General features: G+C 58.2%; 23 protein-coding genes and 2 tRNA genes. 15 read left to right on the forward strand and 10 right to left on the reverse strand.

Translation table 11 applies throughout. The features are described from left to right. Nucleotides 1-106: 106 nt before the first annotated feature. From NYR50_RS08365 to NYR50_RS08395, 7 genes are all read left to right on the forward strand, one after another. Nucleotides 107-1,480 carry an NAD(P)/FAD-dependent oxidoreductase gene (locus tag NYR50_RS08365; RefSeq protein ID WP_418135607.1) on the forward strand — a complete coding sequence of 458 codons (1,374 nt, stop codon included), beginning with the start codon at nucleotides 107-109 and terminating at the stop codon, nucleotides 1,478-1,480. Next, entirely contained in the window at nucleotides 1,477-2,295 is an 819-nt protein-coding gene (locus NYR50_RS08370) for a DUF1365 domain-containing protein (protein ID WP_418135608.1), read from the forward strand. The genes NYR50_RS08365 and NYR50_RS08370 overlap by 4 nt, the downstream gene beginning before the upstream one ends. After that, the gene (locus NYR50_RS08375) at nucleotides 2,282-3,514 is read left to right on the forward strand and encodes a class I SAM-dependent methyltransferase (RefSeq protein WP_418135609.1); all 1,233 of its coding nucleotides are present in this window, start codon (nucleotides 2,282-2,284) and stop codon (nucleotides 3,512-3,514) included. Before NYR50_RS08370 ends, NYR50_RS08375 begins: the two co-directional genes overlap by 14 nt. A 26-nt stretch (nucleotides 3,515-3,540) precedes the next feature. Further along, entirely contained in the window at nucleotides 3,541-3,918 is a 378-nt protein-coding gene (locus NYR50_RS08380) for a DUF2147 domain-containing protein (RefSeq protein ID WP_174008798.1), read from the forward strand. A gap of 62 nt (nucleotides 3,919-3,980) precedes the next feature. Beyond that, the gene (locus tag NYR50_RS08385) at nucleotides 3,981-4,412 is read left to right on the forward strand and encodes a DUF2177 family protein (protein WP_174008799.1); all 432 of its coding nucleotides are present in this window, start codon (nucleotides 3,981-3,983) and stop codon (nucleotides 4,410-4,412) included. A 131-nt stretch (nucleotides 4,413-4,543) separates the two neighbouring features. After that, nucleotides 4,544-5,086: a sigma-70 family RNA polymerase sigma factor gene (locus tag NYR50_RS08390; RefSeq protein WP_174008800.1), complete on the forward strand. Its 543-nt coding sequence runs from the start codon at nucleotides 4,544-4,546 to the stop codon at nucleotides 5,084-5,086. Next, nucleotides 5,083-5,793 carry an anti-sigma factor gene (locus NYR50_RS08395; RefSeq protein ID WP_418135610.1) on the forward strand — a complete coding sequence of 237 codons (711 nt, stop codon included), beginning with the start codon at nucleotides 5,083-5,085 and terminating at the stop codon, nucleotides 5,791-5,793. Before NYR50_RS08390 ends, NYR50_RS08395 begins: the two co-directional genes overlap by 4 nt. Nucleotides 5,794-5,875: 82 nt before the next feature. Here NYR50_RS08395 and NYR50_RS08400 read toward each other — a convergent pair whose 3' ends face one another. The 3 genes from NYR50_RS08400 to NYR50_RS08410 are packed head-to-tail and all read right to left on the reverse strand — an operon-like array spanning nucleotide 5,876 to nucleotide 8,806. Further along, a complete protein-coding gene (locus NYR50_RS08400; protein WP_418135611.1) occupies nucleotides 5,876-6,916 on the reverse strand; it encodes a sensor histidine kinase in 1,041 nt (346 codons plus the stop codon). A 4-nt stretch (nucleotides 6,917-6,920) separates the two neighbouring features. After that, nucleotides 6,921-7,358, reverse strand: a complete 438-nt coding sequence (locus tag NYR50_RS08405; protein ID WP_006316407.1) for a response regulator — start codon at nucleotides 7,356-7,358, stop codon at nucleotides 6,921-6,923. Then, nucleotides 7,355-8,806, reverse strand: coding sequence for a sensor histidine kinase (locus tag NYR50_RS08410; protein ID WP_418135612.1), 1,452 nt, complete (start codon nucleotides 8,804-8,806; stop codon nucleotides 7,355-7,357). The genes NYR50_RS08405 and NYR50_RS08410 overlap by 4 nt, the downstream gene beginning before the upstream one ends. A 209-nt stretch (nucleotides 8,807-9,015) precedes the next feature. Between NYR50_RS08410 and NYR50_RS08415 the strand changes: the two genes are divergently transcribed. Next, a complete protein-coding gene (locus NYR50_RS08415; RefSeq protein WP_418135613.1) occupies nucleotides 9,016-9,390 on the forward strand; it encodes a response regulator in 375 nt (124 codons plus the stop codon). A 67-nt stretch (nucleotides 9,391-9,457) separates the two neighbouring features. Here the strand turns inward: NYR50_RS08415 and NYR50_RS08420 are convergent, their stop codons facing one another. The 5 genes from NYR50_RS08420 to NYR50_RS08440 form a co-directional block, all read right to left on the reverse strand. Beyond that, nucleotides 9,458-10,474 carry a sensor histidine kinase gene (locus NYR50_RS08420; RefSeq protein WP_418135614.1) on the reverse strand — a complete coding sequence of 339 codons (1,017 nt, stop codon included), beginning with the start codon at nucleotides 10,472-10,474 and terminating at the stop codon, nucleotides 9,458-9,460. Continuing rightward, the gene (locus NYR50_RS08425; RefSeq protein ID WP_121650967.1) at nucleotides 10,464-10,919 is read right to left on the reverse strand and encodes a response regulator; all 456 of its coding nucleotides are present in this window, start codon (nucleotides 10,917-10,919) and stop codon (nucleotides 10,464-10,466) included. Before NYR50_RS08425 ends, NYR50_RS08420 begins: the two co-directional genes overlap by 11 nt. Then, nucleotides 10,912-13,122 carry an ATP-binding protein gene (locus NYR50_RS08430; RefSeq protein WP_418135615.1) on the reverse strand — a complete coding sequence of 737 codons (2,211 nt, stop codon included), beginning with the start codon at nucleotides 13,120-13,122 and terminating at the stop codon, nucleotides 10,912-10,914. The genes NYR50_RS08425 and NYR50_RS08430 overlap by 8 nt, the downstream gene beginning before the upstream one ends. A gap of 273 nt (nucleotides 13,123-13,395) precedes the next feature. Beyond that, nucleotides 13,396-13,469: transfer RNA gene (locus NYR50_RS08435), tRNA-Gly, on the reverse strand. 25 nt (nucleotides 13,470-13,494) lie between these two features. Next, nucleotides 13,495-13,579, reverse strand: a tRNA-Tyr gene (locus tag NYR50_RS08440). A gap of 209 nt (nucleotides 13,580-13,788) precedes the next feature. On the opposite strand from NYR50_RS08440, the gene rlmB reads away from it, so the two are divergent. From rlmB to NYR50_RS08465, 5 genes are all read left to right on the forward strand, one after another. After that, nucleotides 13,789-14,676: a 23S rRNA (guanosine(2251)-2'-O)-methyltransferase RlmB gene (gene rlmB / locus NYR50_RS08445; RefSeq protein WP_418135616.1), complete on the forward strand. Its 888-nt coding sequence runs from the start codon at nucleotides 13,789-13,791 to the stop codon at nucleotides 14,674-14,676. A 76-nt stretch (nucleotides 14,677-14,752) separates the two neighbouring features. Then, nucleotides 14,753-15,145 (forward strand): acyl-CoA thioesterase, encoded by a 393-nt coding sequence (locus tag NYR50_RS08450; protein ID WP_418135617.1) that lies wholly within the window; start codon nucleotides 14,753-14,755, stop codon nucleotides 15,143-15,145. A gap of 5 nt (nucleotides 15,146-15,150) precedes the next feature. Continuing rightward, nucleotides 15,151-15,744, forward strand: a complete 594-nt coding sequence (locus tag NYR50_RS08455; RefSeq protein WP_418135618.1) for a hypothetical protein — start codon at nucleotides 15,151-15,153, stop codon at nucleotides 15,742-15,744. A gap of 70 nt (nucleotides 15,745-15,814) precedes the next feature. Continuing rightward, nucleotides 15,815-16,219, forward strand: a complete 405-nt coding sequence (locus tag NYR50_RS08460; RefSeq protein ID WP_418135619.1) for a DUF2946 family protein — start codon at nucleotides 15,815-15,817, stop codon at nucleotides 16,217-16,219. A gap of 45 nt (nucleotides 16,220-16,264) precedes the next feature. Beyond that, nucleotides 16,265-17,629: a PepSY-associated TM helix domain-containing protein gene (locus NYR50_RS08465; RefSeq protein ID WP_418135620.1), complete on the forward strand. Its 1,365-nt coding sequence runs from the start codon at nucleotides 16,265-16,267 to the stop codon at nucleotides 17,627-17,629. Between the two features lie 70 nt (nucleotides 17,630-17,699). Here the strand turns inward: NYR50_RS08465 and NYR50_RS08470 are convergent, their stop codons facing one another. After that, nucleotides 17,700-18,176 carry a nuclear transport factor 2 family protein gene (locus tag NYR50_RS08470; RefSeq protein WP_080808059.1) on the reverse strand — a complete coding sequence of 159 codons (477 nt, stop codon included), beginning with the start codon at nucleotides 18,174-18,176 and terminating at the stop codon, nucleotides 17,700-17,702. A 12-nt stretch (nucleotides 18,177-18,188) separates the two neighbouring features. Next, on the reverse strand, nucleotides 18,189-18,800 hold the full coding sequence (locus NYR50_RS08475) for an NAD(P)-dependent oxidoreductase (protein WP_418135621.1): 612 nt from the start codon (nucleotides 18,798-18,800) through the stop codon (nucleotides 18,189-18,191). A 155-nt stretch (nucleotides 18,801-18,955) separates the two neighbouring features. Here NYR50_RS08475 and NYR50_RS08480 point away from each other — a divergent pair, with 155 nt between their 5' ends. Further along, a complete protein-coding gene (locus tag NYR50_RS08480) occupies nucleotides 18,956-19,339 on the forward strand; it encodes a winged helix-turn-helix transcriptional regulator (RefSeq protein ID WP_418135622.1) in 384 nt (127 codons plus the stop codon). 126 nt (nucleotides 19,340-19,465) lie between these two features. Next, a complete protein-coding gene (gene uvrB / locus NYR50_RS08485; protein ID WP_418135623.1) occupies nucleotides 19,466-22,444 on the forward strand; it encodes an excinuclease ABC subunit UvrB in 2,979 nt (992 codons plus the stop codon). The last annotated feature ends 64 nt before the right edge of the window (nucleotides 22,445-22,508 follow it).

Raw genomic sequence — 22,508 nt, forward strand, 5'->3', positions numbered from 1 at the left:
TCGGAAAAGATTCCAAAAAAACACCTGCCCCCTGAAACTTATCCGCCCCCTGCTTCGTATCTGCGCTGTCCCACGACAAATTTCTGTAATGCGATAGCGAGGATAGATGACCGACACGGAAGCGAGACAAAAAGATAGCCGGCGCCGCATCGCAATTGTCGGCACGGGCATTTCCGGTCTGTCGGCAGCCTGGCTTTTGTCGAAACGGCACGATGTGACGGTCTTCGAAGCGGCCGATCGCGTCGGCGGTCACAGCAACACGGTGTCATTCGATACGGATAATGGACCGGTTCCTGTCGATACCGGGTTTATCGTCTATAATGAGTGGACCTATCCCAATCTCACCGCGCTTTTCAAAACGCTCGACGTACCGACCGCGGCCTCGAACATGTCTTTCGCCGTCTCACTTGATAATGGCGGCTTTGAATATTCCGGCGGCACCGGTCTTGGCCTGCTGGCACAGAAGAGAAATCTGCTCAGACCACGTTTCTGGGCGATGCTGGCGGACCTCCTTCGGTTTTACCGCAATGCCCCCCGCGATCTGCATTTGATGGGCGACATATCGCTTGACGAATATCTCACGCGCAACGGGTATGGGGCGGCGTTCCGGGACGATCATCTTTACCCCATGGCGGCAGCCATATGGTCCACGCCGGCGATGGAGGTCGGTCGTTATCCGGCAGCACATTTCATCAAATTCTGCCGCAATCACGGTCTGCTATTGCTGCGCGACCGGCCGGTCTGGCGCACCGTCGCCGGGGGCTCGCGCGAATATGTCAAACGCATCACGGTGCCCTTTGCCGACCGAATTCGGCTGTCGACGCCGGTGACACGCATTCGCCGCCTGCCGGGCGGCGTCGAAATCACCACCGCTGACGACAACACTGCCCACTTCGATGACGTGGTGATCGCAACCCATGCCGATCAGTCGCTCAACATGCTGGTAGATGCCTCGCGCGCTGAACAGCGCATTCTGGGCGCATTCAGCTACACGAAAAACCGCGCCGTGCTTCACACCGACAGCAGTTTCATGCCGCATCGCCGCGCCGCCTGGTCAAGTTGGAACTATGTGGCCGACACAGGCATTGAAGCGGGTCAGCCCAGCATCACCTACTGGATGAACAGACTTCAGCCGCTGGGAAAAACCCCGGACACGTTCGTAACATTGAACCCTGTCCGGCAACCGGACGAAGGAACGATCATCGCCGAGGAAACCTATCACCATCCCGTTTTTGACGCCGGCACCGAACAGATGCGTCGGGAACTATGGGCTTTGCAGGGTCTGCGAAACACCTGGTTCTGCGGCGCTTATTTCGGATCAGGTTTTCACGAGGATGGACTTCAGGCGGGCCTTGCCGTCGCCGAGGATCTCGGCGGCGTGAAAAGGCCATGGAAGGTCGCCGACGATAGCGGCCGCATTGTTCGCCTGGATTTGCAAACCATTGCGACGGACGCTGAACTCATGGAGGCGACAGCATGACGCCTCCCCTCACCTCAGCGCTTTTTCCGGGTCATGTGACCCATGCGCGCTTGAAGCCCAAGACCCATAAACTTGCCTACCGGATCTATTCGCTGCTTCTCGATCTCGATGAGCTGGAGATGCTCGACCGGAAATTGCGGTTTTTCTCCGTGGACCGGTTCAACCTGTTTTCATTTCATCGCAGGGACCGCGGCGACGGCAGCGCGATTGGCTTGCGCCGGCAGATAGAGACGGCAATGGCCGCGGCGGGTATCGCCGTGGATGGAGGGCCCATTCGCCTGCTCACCATGCCGCGCCTGCTCGGCTGGGCTTTCAACCCTCTCAGCGTGTTCTTTTGTCATGGGCGCGACATGTCGCTGAAAGCCATCCTCTGGGAGGTGGATAACACCTTCGGGCAACGACATGCCTATCTGATCCCGGTTGAGGCCGGCGAAGGTCCGGAAATCGTCCAGCGTTGCGACAAAGCCTTTTATGTCTCGCCCTTCATGGACATGAATCTGCGCTATGTTTTCCGGGTCATCCCTCCAGGTGACAGACTGAAGATCGTCATCGATACGTTCGACGATGACGGTATCGTCCTCACCGCCCGGCACCTTGGCCGGCGTGTCGAACTGACCGATGGCGCGCTTTTGAAAGCCTTCGCCACGATCCCCTTCCTGACGCTGAAAGTCGTTCTCGGCATTCACTGGGAGGCCCTTAAAATCTGGCTGAAGGGCGTGCGGCTCAAAAAACGTCCGCTACCGCCTGCCGAGCCTGTCTCCTTCGTTCATCCTTCATCGTCGCAAATCGAGGCCAGAATTCATGACCCCGTTTGAAAATCTCTCGGAACTACCTGCGCAGAATACGAGCCTCAAGGGCCGCCGCGGCATCGGCCTGTGGCTGATTAACCGGCTGCTCAACAATATCGACCGTGGTCGGCTGCGCATCATTCTTCCCGACGGCGGAACGATCGAAAAAGCCGGCAGATCGGACGGTATCGAAGTCGTTCTGGTGCTGCATAACTGGCGCGCGATCCGCCGGGTGCTCGTTAACGGCGATATCGGCTTCGCCGAAGGTTTCATCGAGGAGGACTGGTCCACACCGGACCTGACGGCGCTCATCCGTTTCGCTGCGCAAAATCGTGAGGCATTTGACCGCTCCGTGCGCGGCAGCAAGCCGATGCGCCTGATCAACCGCATGGCGCATCTTCTGAACGCCAATACCAGACGCGGCAGTCGCCGAAACATCGAAGCGCATTACGATCTCGGCAATGAGTTTTATCGGCAGTGGCTTGATCCCTCCATGCTCTACTCCTCGGCAATTTTTGACGAGACGACCCCGACCCTCGAGGCCGCGCAGCTGAAAAAACTCGAGCGCATTACCGAAAAACTGCAATTGGGTGAAAATCGCGATGTGTTGGAGATCGGTTGCGGCTGGGGCGCACTCGCCGTCCACCTTGCCACACGGCAGAATGCCAAGGTGACCGGCATCACCCTGTCCCCCTCACAGCTGCGCTGGGCAAAAAATGCCGCTGAAAAGGAAGGCAAGGCCGACCGGATCGATCTGCGTCTGCAGGATTACCGCGACGTCAAAGGGCAATTCGACAGCATCGTTTCCGTGGAAATGTTCGAAGCGGTGGGCGAAGCCTATTGGCCGAGCTATTTCGAAACGCTGAAACGCTGCCTGAAACCCGGTGGCCGCGCGGTGCTGCAAATCATCTCCATCGAGGAAAGCCGCTTCGACACCTATAGGCGCAACGCGGACTTCATTCAGAAATACGTCTTTCCCGGCGGTTTTCTGCCGTCCAATTCTGCCCTCGAACAATCGGTTGGACGTGCTGGGCTGAAAGTGACCGAGACGGACCTATTCGGTCAGTCCTACGCGCTCACCCTCGCAGAATGGCGCCAGCGTTTCCATGCAAAATGGCAGACGATCTCCCTGCTCGGTTTCGATGACCGCTTCCGGCGGCTGTGGGACTATTACCTCTGCTATTGCGAAGCAGGTTTTGCCGAGGGAGCGATCAATGTCGGCCTGTACACGATAGAACACCGATAAGGCGGGACCAACAGTGGAGAAAAACCATGAAAGTCAATGCATTGGCAATCTCATCCGCCCTCTTCCCGATGCTGGTTGGGCTCAGCGCGACAGCAGCCGAGATCGACGGCAACTGGGCGCGTGGCGATGGTAACGCGAAAGTGGTGATCGCCCCCTGTGGTGAGAAAATATGCGCCACCAACACATGGATCAAACCCGGCACGCCGAAAGAAAAAACCGGCGATCGCCTGATCATGGATATCAAGCAAAGCGATGCAGGCAGCTATTCGGGTACAGCCTTCGACCCACAGCGGGATAAGTCATACAAGATAACGGTGACCGTGAACGGCGACAACATGACCACAAAAGGCTGCATCGTGGCCGGCCTGCTGTGCAAGGGCATTAGCTGGACCCGGCTCGACTAACGCATGAACGCGGCCATTGCAGCAGCACTCGCCATCTCTCCATGCCCATAAAGGAAATATCGATGAAGACCTATCTTGCCGCTTATTTCTTGACCCTCGTCGCCTTCCTGGTGATTGATTTTATCTGGTTGAGCACCATGGCGTCGCGTCTTTATCGGCCGGCCATCGGCGATCTTCTCGCGGACAATTTCCGACTGGCCCCGGCGATCATTTTTTATCTCATCTACGCGGCTGGTCTCACCTTTCTCGCGGTCCGTCCGGCTCTGATGTCAGGGGAATGGACAACGGCGCTGTTCTACGGCGCGGTTGTCGGTTTCATGGCCTACGCCACTTACGATCTGACCAATCAGGCAACCTTGAAAAACTGGTCCACCACCTTGACCGTTGCCGATCTTCTGTGGGGAACATTCGTCTCCGCGACAGCGGCCACCATCGGTTATCTCATAACGGTACGCCTCCTCGGCCCGCTTGAAAATTCGGCAGGTGCGCCATGACAACGCTTGTTTTTGCTGACGGCCTAAGTCCGAACCCCTTATCACTCGTATGGCGTGAACTTCCTCTCCTGCATGTCTTGTCTTCCTGCGAGAGACAACCCTATAAAGGAGGAAAAGCAAGGAAGGTTCGAATGCAGGGAACAGAGATCGCAACGCTTATCAACCGCGTCGGCATGGGTGATCGTTCAGCATTCGTCTCGCTTTATCAGGCGACAAGCCCGAAGCTTTTTGCGATCTGCCTGAAGATCCTGCGGGACAGGACGGAAGCCGAAGAGGCGCTGCAGGAAATCTATATCAAGGTCTGGCAGCGCGCCCGGACATTTGCGGTCAATGCCGGCAAACCGGCGACATGGCTCGCCACCATCGCCCGCAACCACGCGATAGACACGATCCGTGCGCGTAAACCCGCAGGCGATGACATCGACGAAGCTTATGATCTCACCGACGAGAATATTCGTGATCCCGAACAACAGGTCGTTCTGGCCGATGAAGGCCGCAGGATCGATAACTGCATGCGCGAACTGGAGACCGTGCATGCACAGGCCGTACGCCGTGCCTATGTCGAGGGTCTGAGCTATCTCGAACTCGCCGATGAATTGCGTGTGCCATTGAACACGGTCAGAACCTGGCTGCGGCGCAGTCTTCTCAAACTCAGAGAGTGCATGCAGCGATGACAACGGGCGACCACAGCGGCGGAATGTACTCGCGCGATGAAATCCTCGCCGGCGAATATGTGCTGGGCGTCCTGTCGCTTGAAAAGCGCCGTGATGTGGAACGACGCATCCAGGACGACAGGGCTTTCGCACTGTTGGTGCAGCGCTGGGAATCCGAGTTTTCCGACTTCAACGCCGATTATGAAGAGCAGACGCCGAGCGCCGTCGTGCTTGCCCGGATCGAAGAGCGCCTGTTCGGCGGCAAGGCGCTCAATACGAATGGCAGCCTGTGGAACTCCGCATCTTTCTGGCGCTGGATATCAGTGGCCACCAGCGCCGCCGCCGTCGCAGCCGTCGTTTATGCTGCCTTCCCAGACCAGAGGCAAGGCACCCCTCCGCTCGTGGCCGAACTCGCAACAACCGACAGCCAAGTCAATCTTCTTGCTTCCTATGATACGGAATCGGGGAGAATGCATATCGTGCCCGTCGCAACTGGAAAGACAGACGAAAAATCACTGGAATTGTGGCTCGTCATGGATGGCGGCAAGACACGCTCGCTTGGCGTTTTCCAGCCGGGCACGAATGGCGACCTCATCATTCCGGCCGACATGCGCGGCAACATATCGGATGGCACGACCTTCGCAATCAGCGTGGAACCCTTCGGGGGCTCGCCGACCGGTCAGGCAACCGGCCCGGTCATCGCTGTCGGCACTGCACGGCATCTGTGAGGTTTCACACCGGTTTTAGCACCGCTTGAGAGAAGCTTCTGCGCCGCTCATCCTGGCGCTGGTAAAGGCGGATAATCGCTCCTTACCGCTTCTCATGCCATATCATTGCAAAACGCGTTCCCTGCCTCAGCTCGGGATGTGTATGCGTCTGCTCGACACGGGCACCGATATTCTGCGCCATGGCCATGATCAGCTTGGTACCAAGGCCGGTGCCGCGGGGCGCCGACTCCGGCTGCACGCCCACGCCGTCATCCTCGACGACGAGGACAAATTGCCCGTTTTCTTCAGAGAGATTGACGCGAACCACGCCGGTCTGGTCGGGATAGGCATATTTCAGCGCATTGGTCAGAAGCTCGGTAATGATGACTCCAAGCGCAACGGCATGATCAGCCTTGAGATCGATTTCGCAAAGGGAAGTCTCAACCGTGACGGAAGAAGAGCCGGGCACCGCCTGAAACAGGTCGCTGATAATGGAGGTCAGATAGGAATTCAGAGATACGAGACCGACATTGGCAGTATTATAAAGACTGCGATGCACGCCGGCGATGGCCGAAATCCTGCTTTGCGTTTCCAACAAAGCGGTTTCTGCTTCCTGCGATTTCACGGTGTTTATTTGCAGACGGATCATGGCCGACACCAGCGACAGGCTGTTCGCGACACGATGGTTCATCTCCTTGACCATCATTTCCGCGTGCTCTTTGGCCTTTATCAGCAAGCGGTCGGCCTCTTCCTTGGTCTGGCGCAGGCGATGGTTTTCCAATGCCTGCTCGATGGCCGTGAGCAGAAGCGGAAAGAAGTCGTCCCCGACATTCTTGATGACGTAGTCGGCAGCACCCGCTTTCAGCGCGTCTATGGCGATCTGGGCCTCGTTGGACCCCGTCACATAGAGAACCGGCGCCCTTGCCGGTATCGTCTGGATCGCGGCGAGAAATTCCATGCCCGTCGCCGTCTGGAAATAATGGTCGAGAACGACGACATCGAACTGCCCGTTTTGAAAAAGCTCGAGGCCGGAAGCTACGGAGGTGGCGTGAACCACCTCCATACCGTGACGACCAAGAACGCGGCTGGAAAGCCGCGCCAGAGCCGGGTCGTCGTCGACATACAAAACGCGCAAAGCCATCATGCCTTCAAGGTATCTGAATTACGGAAAAGAACAGGCCGAGATTTTTGATGGCATTGGCAAAGCCCTCATAATCGACCGGCTTGGTTATATAAACATTCGCGCCGAGATCATAGCATTTCTGAATCTCAGTCTCATCATCGGTGGTTGTGAGAACAACCACGGGCAAACGGCGGGTATATTCATTGCTCTTGATCTGCTCGAGAATATTGAGGCCCGACATATCCGGGAGATTGAGATCGAGCAGGACGAGAAGATAACGGTCCTTGCTGACAAGCCCATCCCGACTTTCGCCTAATATAAAGTCCAGCGCCTTGGCGCCGAGCGTAAAAGGCACGATCTCGTTGTTCACGCCGGCACGCCGCACGTTTTTCTCGATCAGCCGGGCATGGCCTTCGTCGTCTTCGATCATCACGATCGTTACTTCCTGACCGGTCGCTTTCATTTGTCGCTTTCCTTCGTCACGCGTCTGAGGTCACTCGGCATCAGCAGGATAAATGTGCTGCCTTCGCCAAGTTTAGACTCGACTTTAATGTCACCTCCTAAATTTCTGATTAGCGAACGAACATGCGCGAGACCGATGCCCTCACCCGGCTGATCCTGACTGCCCGCCCGGCGGAAGAGCTCGAAAACCCGTTCAAGATCCTGTTCGCCGATACCGCGCCCGTTATCGGCGACTTCGATACAAATCGCACCCCGTCCGGCCGGATAGGCCCGGGCCTTCAGCCTCAGCGGACGACCAGGCATCTGGTATTTCACCGCATTGTCGAAGAGATTTCCGAGTATCTGATCCAGAGATATCCGGTCGGTCACGATCGTCAGCTTCGGCGTTTCGACTTCGATCTCGCCGCCATTGGCGTTGATCTGGTGGCGTACCGTCTCAGACAGCGACGAAAGCAACGTTTCGATATCGACCTTCTCCGGCTGCAGCTTTCGCTGGCCGTCACGGGATATTTTCAGGATGGCGTTGATCAGCTGATCCATTTTGCGGGTGGACGAGCGGATGAAGCCTATGGCCTCGGGAATATCCTCTTCAACCGCCAGCCGCGCCTCACGGATAACATCCTCCGGCAGCGATTGGCCATCTGAGAGAACATAACGCGTCACCGGCTTCAGCGACGTATCGAATTCGGACAGGAAGCCCATGATATTGACGAGCGGCGCGCGCAGGTCATGCGTCACGATATATGCGAAGCGCTGGATTTCCTGATTGGCGCTGCGAAGATCGCGCGTTCTTTCCTCGACACGTTCTTCAAGATGACGATTGAGTTCATCGACATCCTCCCGCGACCTTGTCAGGGCACGGATATAGGTGAAGACGAGGAAAATCGAGCCACCGACCACAATGAGGATGGCAAGCGCACCGCCGACAGTGACCCAGCGGAGTGTGTTGGCGGCCTCCAGTTGATCCGCAACGATGATGCGCAGCCGATCGTCGGTGTCCGATTGCAGATCAGACAGAATGGTCCTGATCTCGTTCATGAAGCGTTTGCCGTCATTGTTGCGAACGACTTCAACCGCCTCCGTTATACGGCCAGCGCGCTGCAAATCGATGGTTTCGCGCGTCTCCGCCAGCTTCGCGTCGATTGCCTGCCTCAAGCCCGAAAGGGACTGTTTGTATTGTTCGCCTTTCAGAAGATCGAAAAGTCTCGACTGACGTTGGGGCAAACCACGCATGGCGTCTTCGTAAGGCACCAGATAATCGTTATTATTGGTGAGCAGATATCCTCTCTGGCCGGTCTCGATGTCCTGCATCGTCGTCAGCACATCCAAAACAGCGGCACGAAAACGTCGGAGTTCCGCCGTTTCCTGGGAATAGCGGTTATTCACCTGCACCAGCCACAACGACATGGAGACCATGCCAATCAAAATCGCAACACCCACGGCAAGCATCAAAAGGCTTCGTTGGGCAAACGGTGAAAAACCAGTCACAGAACCAAATTCCCGGTAGGCACGAATTAATTGTGCAAACTAGAGTAGGACGACACCGGAGGCGACTGTTTTCTTTTTGTTTATGGAGGGAACCAGGAGGAGACTTAAGGGTTGTGCAAGGTTGACTGGACGTATCTGGGCTGAGCCAAAATGACGAGAATGCGGTAACGATGAGCTATAATTTTCAGGGAAAACAAATCCTCGTCTTGGAGGACGATGCGCTTCTGGCGATGGATATGGAGGATTTTCTTTCCGATCTGGGAGTTAACGTCGTCGGGCCGGTTTCGCACATTGGTGCGGCCCTGGAGAAAATAAACGCCACCGATCTGGATGGTGCCGTCATCGATCTGAATTTGCGAGGCGAATTGTCCTTACCCGTCATTGAGGAGCTCAAGGCGGCAAACATACCCTTCGTCATCTGCAGCGGATATGCGGAGATACCCGGGGTCCGCGCGAAACTCGACGGGCTGACAGTTGTCTCCAAACCCTGCGATTTCGACAATCTGTCGCGTATTCTGGCGAATGAGTTTTCACTGACCAATTAGGTCGGGACCAACCAGGACGGGGCCAATCTCGGTCTGGTGCCCCACCCGCTTCTTTCCGTCTCTCGACTTAGTCCAGGGGAAAGATAACCCGATATTGCAGGCCGTCGGGATCATAGCGAATTTCGCTTTCCGCCTGCAATTCGTATTGCACACCCCTTGTTATAAGGGTTGTTCCAAATCCGGTATCCTGCGGCAAGGAAACAGGGGGGCCGCCGCTCTCCTGCCACCGCAGGTCGATGCAGTCGTTGCCGTCTCCGTTGAGAATCTTTTTCCAGAAAACCTCGACCTTTCCGTTTGCACCGGAAAGAGAACCGTATTTCTGGGCGTTCGTTGCCAGCTCATGCAGGATCATTCCGAGCGCCAGCGCCGATTTTGGCGACACATTCACGCCGTCCGGACCATCGAGCTCAACCCTGCTCGCAAAGGTATTATGCGGCTCGATCGCACGCTTCACGACATCCCGCAGGTTCGTCTCGCCCCAGTTGCTCTGAAAAAGCAGGGCGTGGCTCTCCGCAAGAGCACTCACACGGGCAACCAGCCGTTCTTGGTAATCCTTGATGGAAGTGCTGCCTTTTGCCGTTCTGCGAATGATGGAAACGACCATTGCCATCGTGTTCTTGACACGGTGGCTGAGCTCGCGGACGAGCAGCTCCTTGTGCAGCTCCGCCCGTTTTCGCTCCTGTTTCTCACGAGCTTCCGCCAGTGCGCGCTCGACAGCGGATGGCAATCTCACAAGCCGCTGCTTGAGGACATAATCCGTCGCACCACGCCGGAATGCATCGATCGCCGCATCCTCACCCAAAATGCCGGACACGAAAATGAACGGCGTATCAGGTCTGGTCTGCATGACGAGATCAAGCGCCGACATGCCATCGAAGTCCGGCAAGGAGAAATCCGCAAGAACGATATCGAACTGCTGTTTTTCCAGCGCCTCGATGAACGATGCCTTGCCGACCGCCCTCGTCACCGCAGGCGGCGGCGACAGTCGTGAAAGCTGTTCCTCGATCAGTTCCGCATCCACCGAGCTGTCTTCGAGGAGAAGAAGCCTGCTTGCCTCCATTCGCAACACCGTCTCATCCGCCATTGCGATGTGCACCCGGTGGCGGTTCGTTCAGGAGGGCCCAGAAGACGCCAAGATCCTGTATCGCCTTGAAGAACTGGTTGAATTCCACAGGCTTGACGACAAATGCGTTCACGCCGAGTTCGTAGCTTTTGACGAGATCCTGCTCTTCTCGGGACGACGTCAGCATGACGACGGGAATGTGCCGCAAGTGATCGCTGCCCTTGACCGTCTGCAAAACTTCAAGCCCATCCACTTTCGGGAGTTTGAGATCGAGAAGGACCACGGCCGGATCACCACCTGGCCGGTTGTGATGGCTGCCGGTGACATTCAGATAGTCGAGTGCCTCGGTGCCGTCACGCGCCACGACCACCTCATTTGCCAGCTGGCATTTCTCAAGAGCGGTCAGCGTTAGTTCCAGATCGCGTGGATTATCTTCCACGAGCAGAATGGGTCTGAGTTCAGGCAATTTTTTCCTCTTCAACTTTCGTAACCGGCAATGTGAAGGAGAACGTGGCTCCCTCACCGACAGTTCCCTCGGCACCCACCAAACCGTGATGGCGCTCGACAATTCGTCGCACCAGCGCAAGTCCAATGCCCGTTCCCTCGAAATCCTCTACCCGCTGCAGCCTCTGGAACACGCCAAAAAGCTTGCTGTAATAGGCCATATCGAAGCCAACCCCGTTGTCTTCGACCAAGTAAGTGACATCATCCTCGGTTTCAACCGCAGAAATGGTGATGATCGACACCGGCTCCCGGGACGAATATTTGATGGCGTTTTCAATGAGATTGTACCAGACCTGCCGCAGCAGGGTCGGATCCCCGAATATCACCGGCAATTCTCCAATCCGCCACTCGATCTTGCGATCGGAAACCGCGTGTGAAAGAGAGCGGCGAACTTCGCTCACCACCTTTTGCATGTCCACCGGTTTCAGGGTGAGTTGCGTTCGGCCAAGCTGTGAAAAATTCAGGAGATCATCCACCAATCTGCCGGCACCCAGCGCCGCCTCCGATATCATTTGCAGATAATGCACGGATTTCTCGTCCAGGGCATCGCTGCGCTCCCGCAACAACTGCGCAAACCCGACAATATGACGGAACGGCGCGCGCAGGTCGTGCGAAACGGAATAGGAAAAAGCCTCCAGCTCCTTGTTGGTGCGCTGCAATTCCCGTGTCAGATCCGCCATTTCCTCGGCCTTGCGCAATACAATGCCGATGATCGCGCCGCGAAGCTCCCTCGCTGCCGCAAGTTCTGGCTCCGACCAGGCCGACGACGTGTTGCGCAATTGCTCCTTCCAGATTTCAAAGGACTTGCGCGGATGAATGCGCCCGCTCTCCTGCACCGTCTTATGCGGATCACCGCCCCAGCGCACCGTTTTTATGACTTCCGACCGAAACCAGATGAGCCATCTGCCGTGCAACTCCGAAACCCGCATCGCAATAATGCCGCTGGCAACGGAAGCATAAGCCGCGGCGGCGGGGTAGTCGCCGGCAAGATTGTCGGTCGCGAAGACATCGGCGATCTCCCGTTCGCCAAGCCACAGAATCAATTCTTCAACCTGCTGGCGTGAGGGCGTCTTGCCAACCAGCTCGTAGTCGTCGCCCAGGACAAGCGCTGCGCCATCCGCGCCCACCTGTTTCAGCAGGTCTTCTCTTTCATTTTCGCCTCCCAGCAAGCCATCAACCCATTTTTCGGCGGCGGCCATGCCTTTCAAGAGCCGCGCCTGAATGTGGCCAAGCTCCACCCGGCGGGATGCATCCTGGGAACTCTGCTCCATCGCAATCCGCATCGACAGGAGTTGCGCTGCAAAATCACAGGCTTCACGCACGGCAAGGGATACTGAATGGGGTGTCGCGTGGTGGCAGGCAATCAAGCCCCAGAGAGTGCCATTGACGATGATGGACACCGACATCGAAGCGGCCGTGCCCATATTGCGCATATATTCGAGATGAACCGGCGACACGCTGCGAAGCTGTGAAAAGCTCATATCGAGCACCGCTCCCGTTTCCGCATTCACCTGCGGTCTGATCGCCACGGGCTTGTAATCGACATCGGGAATCATCCGCAGGCGATTGATGGTATAGAGCTGCCGCGCCTGCGGTGGGATATCGCCCGCCGGAAAGCGAAGTCCGAGGTAAGACGGCAAAGCCCCGCTTCCGGCCTCCGCCACGACATGGCCGCTCCAGTCCAGTCCGAAATCATAGATCAGAGTACGATCATGACCGCTGATCGAGGACACCAGTTGCGCCGTCCGAAAAAGCGCGTCCTCCAGCGACGGCGCGCTGTTCAGATATTTCGCCAGACTGGTGAGTTCACCCATCAGCCTTTCAGCCGAATCGCCCTCTCCTGCCTTTTCCACTTCAAGAATAACCAAGGTCCCGGATCGATGCGCCGAAACATCGAGTTTCCTTTCGGCCCAGGCATATCGGAAATTGCTCTCCTCGCCGGAGTACCAGGCGGACAGTGAGGAGATGAACGGCAAGATTGCGTCGGTGACAACCGCCCCGATTGGCAGGTCCACACCAATATAGTCGGCGAGATTATCGCTCGCCTGCACCACTGATAATTCCCGCGCGGACAGAACCACCAGGGCTCCATGTTCCTGAACAGCACCGGGAATGTGGATGGGCTCTGCGCCGCAACTATCCAGTTTCGGCGTATGTGAACTCATAACTTTCTCCAGCCGCTCTCTTTGCAAGAACGTTCGACCTGCTCAAAAGATGCGGCCAACCTATTGATTATTACAGGGATGTAAACGCTGGTTCCAGCAAAAAGCCAAATGACACAAATCAAGGCGAGGGTGCGATTTCTGGTGTGGGCACAGCCATGCGTGATCAGCGCCGCCCTTTCGGACGATGCGGCGATAGGAGCCACAACGCGCAAAACAAAACACCGGGAAACCGGCGTTTGATGAGCGTGATTTATTTTTTGGAAGGACGATCGCTGGAGCGGGTAGCGGGAATCGAACCCGCGTATTCAGCTTGGAAGGCTGCTGCTCTACCATTGAGCTATACCCGCGGTGGTGATTTCGATCCGTGCAGAATGGTGGAGGGAGTTGGATTTGAACCAACGTAGGCGTAGCCAACGGATTTACAGTCCGTCCCCTTTAACCACTCGGGCATCCCTCCAGCTTTCTGCTAGGATCGAGCGACCAAGCTCTACAGATTTCGCTGCGGCGAAGCGCCGTTGCGTCGTCTGTGGCGCGTATATGACGGCCTCGTTCGTTTCTGTCAACACGCCGTTTCACGAATTTTCGGGAAAAAATTCAATCCGCTTTGCAGCCCTGTGGATTATCGCGGGGGCTGGTGTGCGTCGCGTCGCAGAGATATAAGGCGCCATGAGCAAAGACGATCCAAACGACAAATCCACCCGCGATACGCACTACGCCACCCTGCGCCGTGCCGTGCGCGATGCCAAACGCGAGCGCGGCGAAATTCCGACCCCGCAGCAGCCGAAGCGCCGCAACCGTGGCGCCGAAGACTGGAAGCCGCCGCAGCTTGCGCCGGATCAGGTCCATCTTTACGGCCTGCACACCGTGCGCGCGGCGCTTTCCAATCCCGAACGGCGGCTCATCAAGCTGTCGGTTACCCTCAATGCCTTTGCGCGGCTGGATATCGGCGAAGCCGAAGCCCAGCCCTTCCCGGTCGAGATTGTCTCGCCGCAGGAGATCGACAAGGTGCTCGGCCCCGAGGCGATCCATCAGGGCGTGATGCTGGAAACCAGGCCGCTTCCGGTCAAGAAGCTCGACGCCTTGAAGAAAAGCCCGCTGATCCTGGTGCTCGATCAGGTGACCGATCCCCACAATGTCGGCGCCATCATGCGCTCGGCGGTCGCGTTCAATGCCGGCGCCGTCATCACCACCATCCGCCACAGCCCGACGGAGTCAGGCGTGCTGGCGAAGTCCGCATCCGGCGCGCTGGAACTCATCCCCTATATCCAGATCACCAATCTGGCCGATACGCTGGGCGAGTTGCACAAGCTCGGCTTCTTCTCGGTCGGTCTGGATTCGGAAGGCCCTGCCCCCATCGAGCAAACCTTCGCCGGCGCAAAGATCGCGCTGGTCCTGGGAGCCGAAGGCAAGGGCTTGCGGCAGAAGACCCGCGAAACCGTCTCGGCGCTCGCCCGTCTCGACATGCCGGGCGAGATCAAATCGCTCAACGTGTCGAATGCGGCGGCCATCGCCCTTTATGCAACGCAGCAATTTCTGGGCAAAGCGTCGTCCTGACGCTTGCCCTTCCTTGCGAAATAACAAAGCGCAACGCATGCTGCGTCTTTAACATTCGCAAGGAGCAAATCCCGACATGACCGACCTGCCCATCAAACCGACTGGCGAGTTGACGCTGAGGACACTCGCCATGCCGGCCGACGCCAACCCGGCCGGTGATATTTTCGGTGGCTGGGTCATGTCCCAGATGGACTTGGCAAGCGGCATCCGCGCTGCGGAACGGTCCCGCTGTCGCGTCGTCACGGCAGCGGTCAAGGAGATGGCCTTCGAACTGCCGGTGAAGATCGGCGACACGCTGTCGATCTATACCGATATCGCCCGTCTCGGCCGCACCTCGATCACGCTGACGGTCGAAGCCTGGGCGCAGCGCTCGCGTTACAACAAGCTGGAAAAGGTCACCGCCGGCACCTTCATCATGGTGGCGATGGACGAAAACGGGCAGCCGACGCCCATTCCTCCGGCGGAGTGAACACGATGGAGGCCGCCGTCAACGCCGCAGAAGCCTATTCGCACATCCGTGCGGTCATGGGCATGGTGGTCGGCCTCAGCCTTGCGCGTCTGCTGACCGGCCTTGCCGGTTTCGTGCAGCATCCGAAGAAGGAGCGCATCTACCCGCTGCATATCGGCTGGGTGGCGTTCCTGTTTCTGATGCTGGTGCATTTCTGGTGGTGGGAGCATCGGCTTTCCGCCACTGGTCATGTGCTGGATTTCGGCGCCTTCCTTTTCCTCATCCTGTTCTGCTCGCTGTTCTATTTCCTCTGCGTGCTGCTGTTTCCCACTGATATGAAGGAATACAAGGGATACGAGGACTATTTCTTTTCCCGAAAAAGCTGGTTTTTCGGGTTTCTGGCCGCGCTTTTCGTCACTGACGTCGGCGACACGCTGCTGAAGGGACATGACTACCTCGCCTCGCTCGGGCCTGAATATCTCATCCGCACTGCTATTTACGTTGTCCTGTTCATAGCGGCCGCCTTCATCGACAATCGCCGCTTTCACAGGTTTCTGGTGATCTTCGCGCTGGTCTACCAGATCGCGTGGATTTTCCGCACCTACGACCTGCTGGCCTGAAGAACGCCCCCACCGTGTATCGTCATTGTGTCGCGGTGACATTTCGCCGCGAATATGACATTGCGATTGCATGGGATTCATTCGCAGGATCATGCAGGACAGGAGTTCGGCGGGCGCCATCGCCACGCTGGCGATTCTGCTTTTCCTGTTGCAGGGTCTCGCCAGTGGCCTGACCACCGGTAACATGGCAATGGCCGCGCTGGCGGCGGATGAAATCATCTGCTCCAGCCACATGCCGGAAGGCGGCGCGGGCAAGCAGGATCCGGCGGGCAAGATCGTCGGCGACTGCTGCGGCACGCTCTGCCGACTGGCATCGGCCACGATCGCTACTCTTCCGGTCACGCCCGTAGAACGCGCGGATCGGGTCATTGCGAGCGGTGAAGTCGCCTTTGTGAACTTCGACGCCGCATTGCCGCCTTCGCCACCCAATCTGGAATCGCGTCCACGCGCACCACCCACCTCTCCGCACGCTTGAGACCTCCCCGGCCCGCCGGAAATCCAATCTTTTGCGGAGACATTCATGTCCGTCACGACCTCTTTCGAGGGCGAGCGCGCACCTGCGCAGTCCTCATCCATCAATCTTTACCGCGCCGTTTGGCGCTGGCATTTTTATGCCGGTCTACTCGTCCTGCCCTTCATGATATCGCTTGCCGTCACCGGCGCGCTTTATCTCTTCCGGGACGAATTCGACAATCTCATCCATTCCGATCTGAAGCGGGTGGAGGTGGTGCAGAACGCACCGAAAGCGCTACCTTCCGAAATCGTCGCTGCGGCGTTGGCAGCCGTGCCCGGTACCGCCGTCAAATATACGACATCAGCCGATCCGGGTGCTTCCACGGAAATCACCGTCAATACGGACGACGGCAAGCGAGCGGTTTACGTCAATCCCTATACGGCTGAGGTTGCCGGTTCACTGCCCGATCGCGGTACTGTCATGTGGACAATCCGTTATCTCCACAGCCTGAAATATTTCGGCACTTATGCCCGTTATCTGATCGAGATCGCCGCGGGCTGGTCCATCCTTCTTGTTGCCACCGGCATCTATCTCTGGTGGCCGCGCAAGCAGACGGGCGGTGTCGTCACCGTGCGCGGCACGCCGAAGAAGCGCGTGTTCTGGCGCGATACCCATGCCGTCACCGGCATTTTCGTGGGCTTTTTCATCGTCCTCCTTGCGGTCACCGGCATGCCCTGGTCGGGCGTCTGGGGCGCGAAGGTCAATGAATGGGCGAATGGCAGCAATTTCGGATACCCGGCCGGCGTGCGCACCGATGTTCCGATGTCCGGCGAACATCTCGATCACATAGCCAAGACCAGCTGGTCGCTGGAACAGGCGAAGGTGCCGGAATCCACCGCATCCGCCACCGGGCAACCAATCGGAATAAATGCGGCCATCGCACGTTTCGACGGACTTGGTCTTGCCGCCGGTTATACCGTCGCGCTACCGACTAAACCCACCGGCGTCTATAGCGGCTCGGTCTATCCCGACGACCTTTCAAAGCAGCGTGTCGTCCATCTCGATCAATATAGCGGCGAGCCGCTGATCGACATGAGCTACACCGATTACGGTCCGCTTGGAAAGGCGCTGGAATGGGGGATCAACGTCCATATGGGCCAGCAATTCGGCGTCGCCAACCAGATCGTACTGCTGGCAGCGTGTTTCGGCATCGTCCTGCTTGCCGTTTCCGCCGGCATCATGTGGTGGAAACGCCGCCCCAGAGGTTCGCTCGGTGTGCCACCCTTGCCGCAGGATAAACGCGTCCTGCGCGGCCTACTCGCCATGCTTGCCATCGGCGGCATCCTGTTCCCCCTGGTTGGCGCAAGCCTGCTGATCATGCTTGTTCTGGATCAGATCGTACAGTCCCGCCAGAAGCAACGCGCAGCCTGAAAGAATACGGCCGGGAGAGTTTCCCCCGGCCGTATACTTCTGAATTGCGGGCGGTTTGGCAGAAGCTGGCCTAGAACATCGTATTGTTGTTTGCAGCCTTTTCCGGCACCGGCTGGATGACGTCCCAATGTTCCGTGATCTTGCCGTCGGTCACCCTGAAAATATCGACGATGGCGGCTCCGCGAGCACCCTCTTTATCCGTGGAATGGATATGCAGGTAAACCAGATCGCCATCCGTGGCGCTGCGCACGATCCGGGATTTTGCCTGCGGGTTTTCCTTGAAAAAGCCGGTGAAATAATCGACGAACGGCTTCTTGCCATCGGGTACCATGGGATTGTGCTGCTTGTAGCTGTCGACGATGACGGCGGCGCCCTTTGCGACTTCATGCTTGTTGAAGACGGTGTCGTAAAACTCGATCACCAGCTTGCGGTTGGCTTCTTCCTGGGCCAGATCGCGTTTGGCGGTTTCGGCCAGAACCGGAGCGGCCATCAGCGCGGGTGCGAGCGCAAGCGTGGCGATGGCGAGACGGCGTGTCACGAAATTCATGGCTGATACCTCTCAATAACCGACGGTGAAACGCTGGCGGGAATGCTGCGGCTTTTCGATTTCATCGACAAGGGCGATGGCGTAGTCCTCGAAAGAAATACGGCTGCCCTGGTCATTGCTGAGAAGGTTGTCCTTGCCGATCCGGAATTTCCCGGTTCTCTCGCCCGGCACGAATTCGGCTGATGGCGACAGGAAAGTCCAGTCGAGCTGCTTTTCCTGTTTCAGCTTGTCCAGGAATTCCGCACCCTTCGTTGCTTCGGCCTTATAGGCGGCGGGGAAATCCGGCAGGTCGACCACACGCTGGCCCGGCGCGATTTCAAGGCTGCCGGCGCCGCCGACCACGAGATAACGCTGAACGCCGGAGGCGCGCACCGCCTCGATCAGCGTTGCGGGATCGCTGGCGGTAAAGTGAACCGAACTGATCACGGCATCGTGACCCTTCAGCAGTTCCGAAAGCGCCGCCGGATCGAAAACATCGCCCTTCTTCGCCACCACATTTGGCAGGGCGGCGATCTTTTCGGGGTTGCGGGCGATCGCCGTGACCTGGTGTCCGCGATCGGAAAGTTCCTTCAGGATACGGGATCCGGCATTGCCGGAAGCGCCGATGAGTGCGATTTTAGCCATGGCTTGTTTCCTCTGCTGTTATCGTCATTAGTCTAAATAATAGACCGTAAAGCAAAGCTATGGTATCGCGAGGCTGGCCGCAAGAAGTCAGCCGCCGGTGATCTGGTCACATGGCGATGACCTTGAGGCGCTAAAATGGGCAAGGGGTAAGGACAATGCCGGATACACAGACCAATGAAATCTTCGCTTTCGAGCAGCCCTGCCCCATCCGCGACGTGCTGGACCGCATCGGCGATCAATGGAGCCTGCTGGTTCTCGAAGCCCTTCAGGGCGGAGTTCTGCGCTTCAACGAGCTGAACCGCAGGATCGACGATATTTCCAAGCAGATGTTGTCGCGCACGCTGAAACGGCTGGAAGAGGACGGCTTCATTCGCCGCACGCTTTATGCCGAGGTGCCGCCGCGCGTGGAATATGAGCTGACCAATCTCGGCCGTTCTTTTCTGGTGCCTATGCAATTGCTGGTGCAATGGGCCGATGAGAACCATGTCCGCATCTGCAAGGCACGCGTGGAATATTCGGAAAACGACAATCGCGGCTGAGGCACCTCTCCAGCCGCCGCGCAACGCATCCATCCGAATTTCGTTCCGCCGCTTCGTTTCCTTTTTGTACTCATTTTTTCACCGCCTCCCCTTTTCTTTGCGCGTGACTCCCTCCATATTTCGCCGATGGCCAGATCACCGAAAAACACCACCTCCTCGCGTCAGGGCTTCGAGGAAGCTCCGCAATCGTCATTCGAAGGCGCGCCGCTGAGCGGCAGCGTTGCCGACTGGGTAAAGCAGCTTGAGGCGGAAGCCGAGGCGGGCTCGGTGGAAACCCAGCGCGAAATCGCCTCGAAAGCCGGCAAGCACCGCAAGAAGATCGAGATCGAGGCGCGCAAGGAAGCGGAAAAAGCGGCCCCGAAGACGGCGAAGAACACCACAGCGTCCAAGACAGCGCGCGGCGTCTCCATCGGCGCGTCGAGCGATCCGAAAACCCGCGCCGCCGCCGGTCTCAATCCGGTAGCTGGGATGGACGTCTCTCTGGAGGAGGCGGCCAACCTCGCACCGGGTGCAGTCACCGCCACCGTCGAGGCGCTATCGGCGCTGATCGAGAGCGGCAATCCGCTGTTCAAGGACGGCAAGATGTGGACGCCGCATCGGCCGGCCCGTCCGCCCAAATCCGAAGGCGGCGTTACCATCCGCATGGACTCGGAGTACCAGCCGGCCGGCGACCAGCCGACGGCGATTGCCGATCTCGTGGAAGGCATCAATTCCGGCGAGCGCAGCCAGGTGCTGCTCGGCGTCACCGGTTCGGGCAAGACCTTCACCATGGCCAAGGTGATCGAGGCGACGCAACGCCCGGCCGTCATCCTTGCGCCGAACAAGACGCTGGCGGCGCAGCTCTATTCCGAATTCAAAAACTTCTTCCCCGACAATGCGGTGGAATATTTCGTCTCCTATTACGATTATTACCAGCCGGAAGCCTATGTGCCGCGCTCCGACACCTTCATCGAGAAGGAATCGTCGATCAACGAACAGATCGACCGGATGCGCCACTCCGCCACCCGCTCGCTGCTGGAACGCGATGACTGCATCATCGTCGCTTCGGTTTCCTGCATCTACGGTATCGGCTCGGTGGAAACCTACACCGCCATGACCTTCCAGATGCAGGTGGGCGACCGGCTGGACCAGCGCCAGCTACTGGCCGACCTCGTGGCCCAGCAATACAAACGCCGTGACATGGATTTTCAGCGCGGTTCGTTCCGCGTGCGCGGCGACACGATCGAAATCTTCCCCGCCCACCTTGAGGATGCCGCCTGGCGCATCTCGATGTTCGGCGACGAGATCGATTCCATCACCGAATTCGACCCGCTGACCGGCCAGAAGACCGGCGATCTGCAATCCGTCAAGATTTACGCCAATTCTCACTATGTCACCCCGCGCCCGACGCTGAATGGCGCGATCAAGTCGATCAAGGAAGAGCTGCGGGTCCGCCTCGCCGAACTGGAAAAGGCCGGACGCCTGCTGGAAGCCCAGCGGCTGGAGCAGCGCACCCGTTACGATATCGAAATGCTGGAAGCGACCGGCTCCTGCGCCGGCATCGAGAATTATTCGCGTTATCTCACCGGCCGCAATCCCGGCGAACCGCCGCCGACTTTGTTCGAATATATCCCTGACAACGCCCTGCTGTTCATCGACGAAAGCCACGTCTCCGTCAGCCAGATCGGCGGCATGTATCGTGGCGACTTCAGGCGCAAGGCGACGCTGGCGGAATACGGCTTCCGCCTGCCCTCCTGCATGGACAACCGCCCGCTGCGCTTCGAGGAATGGGACGCGATGCGCCCGCTCACCGTCGCGGTTTCGGCCACCCCCGGATCGTGGGAAATGGAACAGTCCGGCGGTGTCTTCGCCGAACAGGTCATCCGCCCCACCGGCCTCATCGATCCGCCGGTGGAGGTGCGTTCCGCCCGCAGCCAGGTGGACGACGTTCTCGGTGAAATCCGCGAGACCGCCGCCAAGGGTTATCGCACGCTCTGCACCGTACTGACAAAGCGCATGGCCGAGGACCTGACCGAATATCTGCATGAACAGGGCGTGCGCGTCCGTTACATGCACTCTGATATCGACACGCTGGAACGCATCGAGATCATCCGCGACCTGCGCCTTGGCGCCTTCGACGTGCTTGTTGGTATCAACCTGCTGCGCGAAGGTCTCGATATTCCCGAATGCGGTTTCGTGGCCATTCTCGATGCCGACAAGGAAGGTTTCCTCCGTTCGGAAACCTCGCTGATCCAGACCATCGGCCGCGCCGCCCGTAACGTCGACGGCAAGGTCATCCTTTATGCCGACAACATCACCGGCTCGATGAAGCGGGCGATGGAGGAAACCTCCCGCCGCCGCGAAAAGCAGATGGCCTACAACGCCGAACACGGCATCACGCCGGAATCGGTCAAGGCGAAGATTTCCGATATTCTTGATTCTGTTTATGAGCGCGACCACGTAAGGGCCGATATTTCAGGCGTTTCCGGCAAGGGCTTCGCCGATGGCGGCCATCTGGTCGGCAACAATCTGCAGGCCCATCTCAACGCACTCGAAAAATCCATGCGCGACGCCGCAGCCGACCTCGACTTCGAAAAAGCCGCCCGCCTGCGCGACGAGATCAAACGCCTCAAAGCCGCCGAACTCGCCACCATGGACGACCCCATGGCCAAGGAAGAGGCCAAATCGCTCGAGGGTGGCGGCAAGTCCCGGAAAAGCGGAACGAGCGCCCGCCACGCGTCGATCTCCCCCCTTGAGGGCGAGATGTCCGGCAGGACAGAGGGGGGTAACGCCGCGAACGAAAGCAGCAACTCCCTCTTCGCCAAACCCTCTCTGGACGAAATGGGCCCCGGCTCGGACGCCGGAAAGCCGCTATTCCGCAGAAACTCGCTGGACGAAATGACGGTGGGAAGAACCGAGAAGCCCGTGCGCGGCGCGGTGCCCGACAAGCCCGAAACAGAAGCCGGCAAACGGTTCTCACCGCTACTGGAAGGCCAGCCCGAGCGTGCCGCCGATGATCCGAGACCGCTGGTCCGCGGCAAGATCGGTGCGGGTTCCTACGAGGATGCGGGGGAGCAGAAGCGAAAAAGCCGGACGAAGGGCAAGACGGGACGGCCGGGGCGATAAGCCACTGGCTCCGGTCCCAACTCACCATCGCTGCGACCGTCGCTTGCATTTATAAAATGGCCAA

Source organism: Agrobacterium sp. El2ro-1b, from assembly GCF_048298475.1.
GTDB classification, from domain to species: domain Bacteria; phylum Pseudomonadota; class Alphaproteobacteria; order Rhizobiales; family Rhizobiaceae; genus Agrobacterium; species Agrobacterium fabrum.

Coding starts and splice junctions, on each gene's coding strand:
- NYR50_RS08365 (WP_418135607.1), top strand. CDS start 107: ATGACCGACACGGAAGCGAGACAAAAAGATAGCCGGCGCCGCATCGCA.
- NYR50_RS08370 (WP_418135608.1), top strand. CDS start 1,477: ATGACGCCTCCCCTCACCTCAGCGCTTTTTCCGGGTCATGTGACCCAT.
- NYR50_RS08375 (WP_418135609.1), top strand. CDS start 2,282: ATGACCCCGTTTGAAAATCTCTCGGAACTACCTGCGCAGAATACGAGC.
- NYR50_RS08380 (WP_174008798.1), top strand. CDS start 3,541: ATGAAAGTCAATGCATTGGCAATCTCATCCGCCCTCTTCCCGATGCTG.
- NYR50_RS08385 (WP_174008799.1), top strand. CDS start 3,981: ATGAAGACCTATCTTGCCGCTTATTTCTTGACCCTCGTCGCCTTCCTG.
- NYR50_RS08390 (WP_174008800.1), top strand. CDS start 4,544: ATGCAGGGAACAGAGATCGCAACGCTTATCAACCGCGTCGGCATGGGT.
- NYR50_RS08395 (WP_418135610.1), top strand. CDS start 5,083: ATGACAACGGGCGACCACAGCGGCGGAATGTACTCGCGCGATGAAATC.
- NYR50_RS08400 (WP_418135611.1), bottom strand. CDS start 6,916: ATGATGGCTTTGCGCGTTTTGTATGTCGACGACGACCCGGCTCTGGCG.
- NYR50_RS08405 (WP_006316407.1), bottom strand. CDS start 7,358: ATGAAAGCGACCGGTCAGGAAGTAACGATCGTGATGATCGAAGACGAC.
- NYR50_RS08410 (WP_418135612.1), bottom strand. CDS start 8,806: ATGCTTGCCGTGGGTGTTGCGATTTTGATTGGCATGGTCTCCATGTCG.
- NYR50_RS08415 (WP_418135613.1), top strand. CDS start 9,016: ATGAGCTATAATTTTCAGGGAAAACAAATCCTCGTCTTGGAGGACGAT.
- NYR50_RS08420 (WP_418135614.1), bottom strand. CDS start 10,474: ATGGCGGATGAGACGGTGTTGCGAATGGAGGCAAGCAGGCTTCTTCTC.
- NYR50_RS08430 (WP_418135615.1), bottom strand. CDS start 13,122: ATGAGTTCACATACGCCGAAACTGGATAGTTGCGGCGCAGAGCCCATC.
- rlmB (WP_418135616.1), top strand. CDS start 13,789: ATGAGCAAAGACGATCCAAACGACAAATCCACCCGCGATACGCACTAC.
- NYR50_RS08450 (WP_418135617.1), top strand. CDS start 14,753: ATGACCGACCTGCCCATCAAACCGACTGGCGAGTTGACGCTGAGGACA.
- NYR50_RS08455 (WP_418135618.1), top strand. CDS start 15,151: ATGGAGGCCGCCGTCAACGCCGCAGAAGCCTATTCGCACATCCGTGCG.
- NYR50_RS08460 (WP_418135619.1), top strand. CDS start 15,815: ATGGGATTCATTCGCAGGATCATGCAGGACAGGAGTTCGGCGGGCGCC.
- NYR50_RS08465 (WP_418135620.1), top strand. CDS start 16,265: ATGTCCGTCACGACCTCTTTCGAGGGCGAGCGCGCACCTGCGCAGTCC.
- NYR50_RS08470 (WP_080808059.1), bottom strand. CDS start 18,176: ATGAATTTCGTGACACGCCGTCTCGCCATCGCCACGCTTGCGCTCGCA.
- NYR50_RS08475 (WP_418135621.1), bottom strand. CDS start 18,800: ATGGCTAAAATCGCACTCATCGGCGCTTCCGGCAATGCCGGATCCCGT.
- NYR50_RS08480 (WP_418135622.1), top strand. CDS start 18,956: ATGCCGGATACACAGACCAATGAAATCTTCGCTTTCGAGCAGCCCTGC.
- uvrB (WP_418135623.1), top strand. CDS start 19,466: ATGGCCAGATCACCGAAAAACACCACCTCCTCGCGTCAGGGCTTCGAG.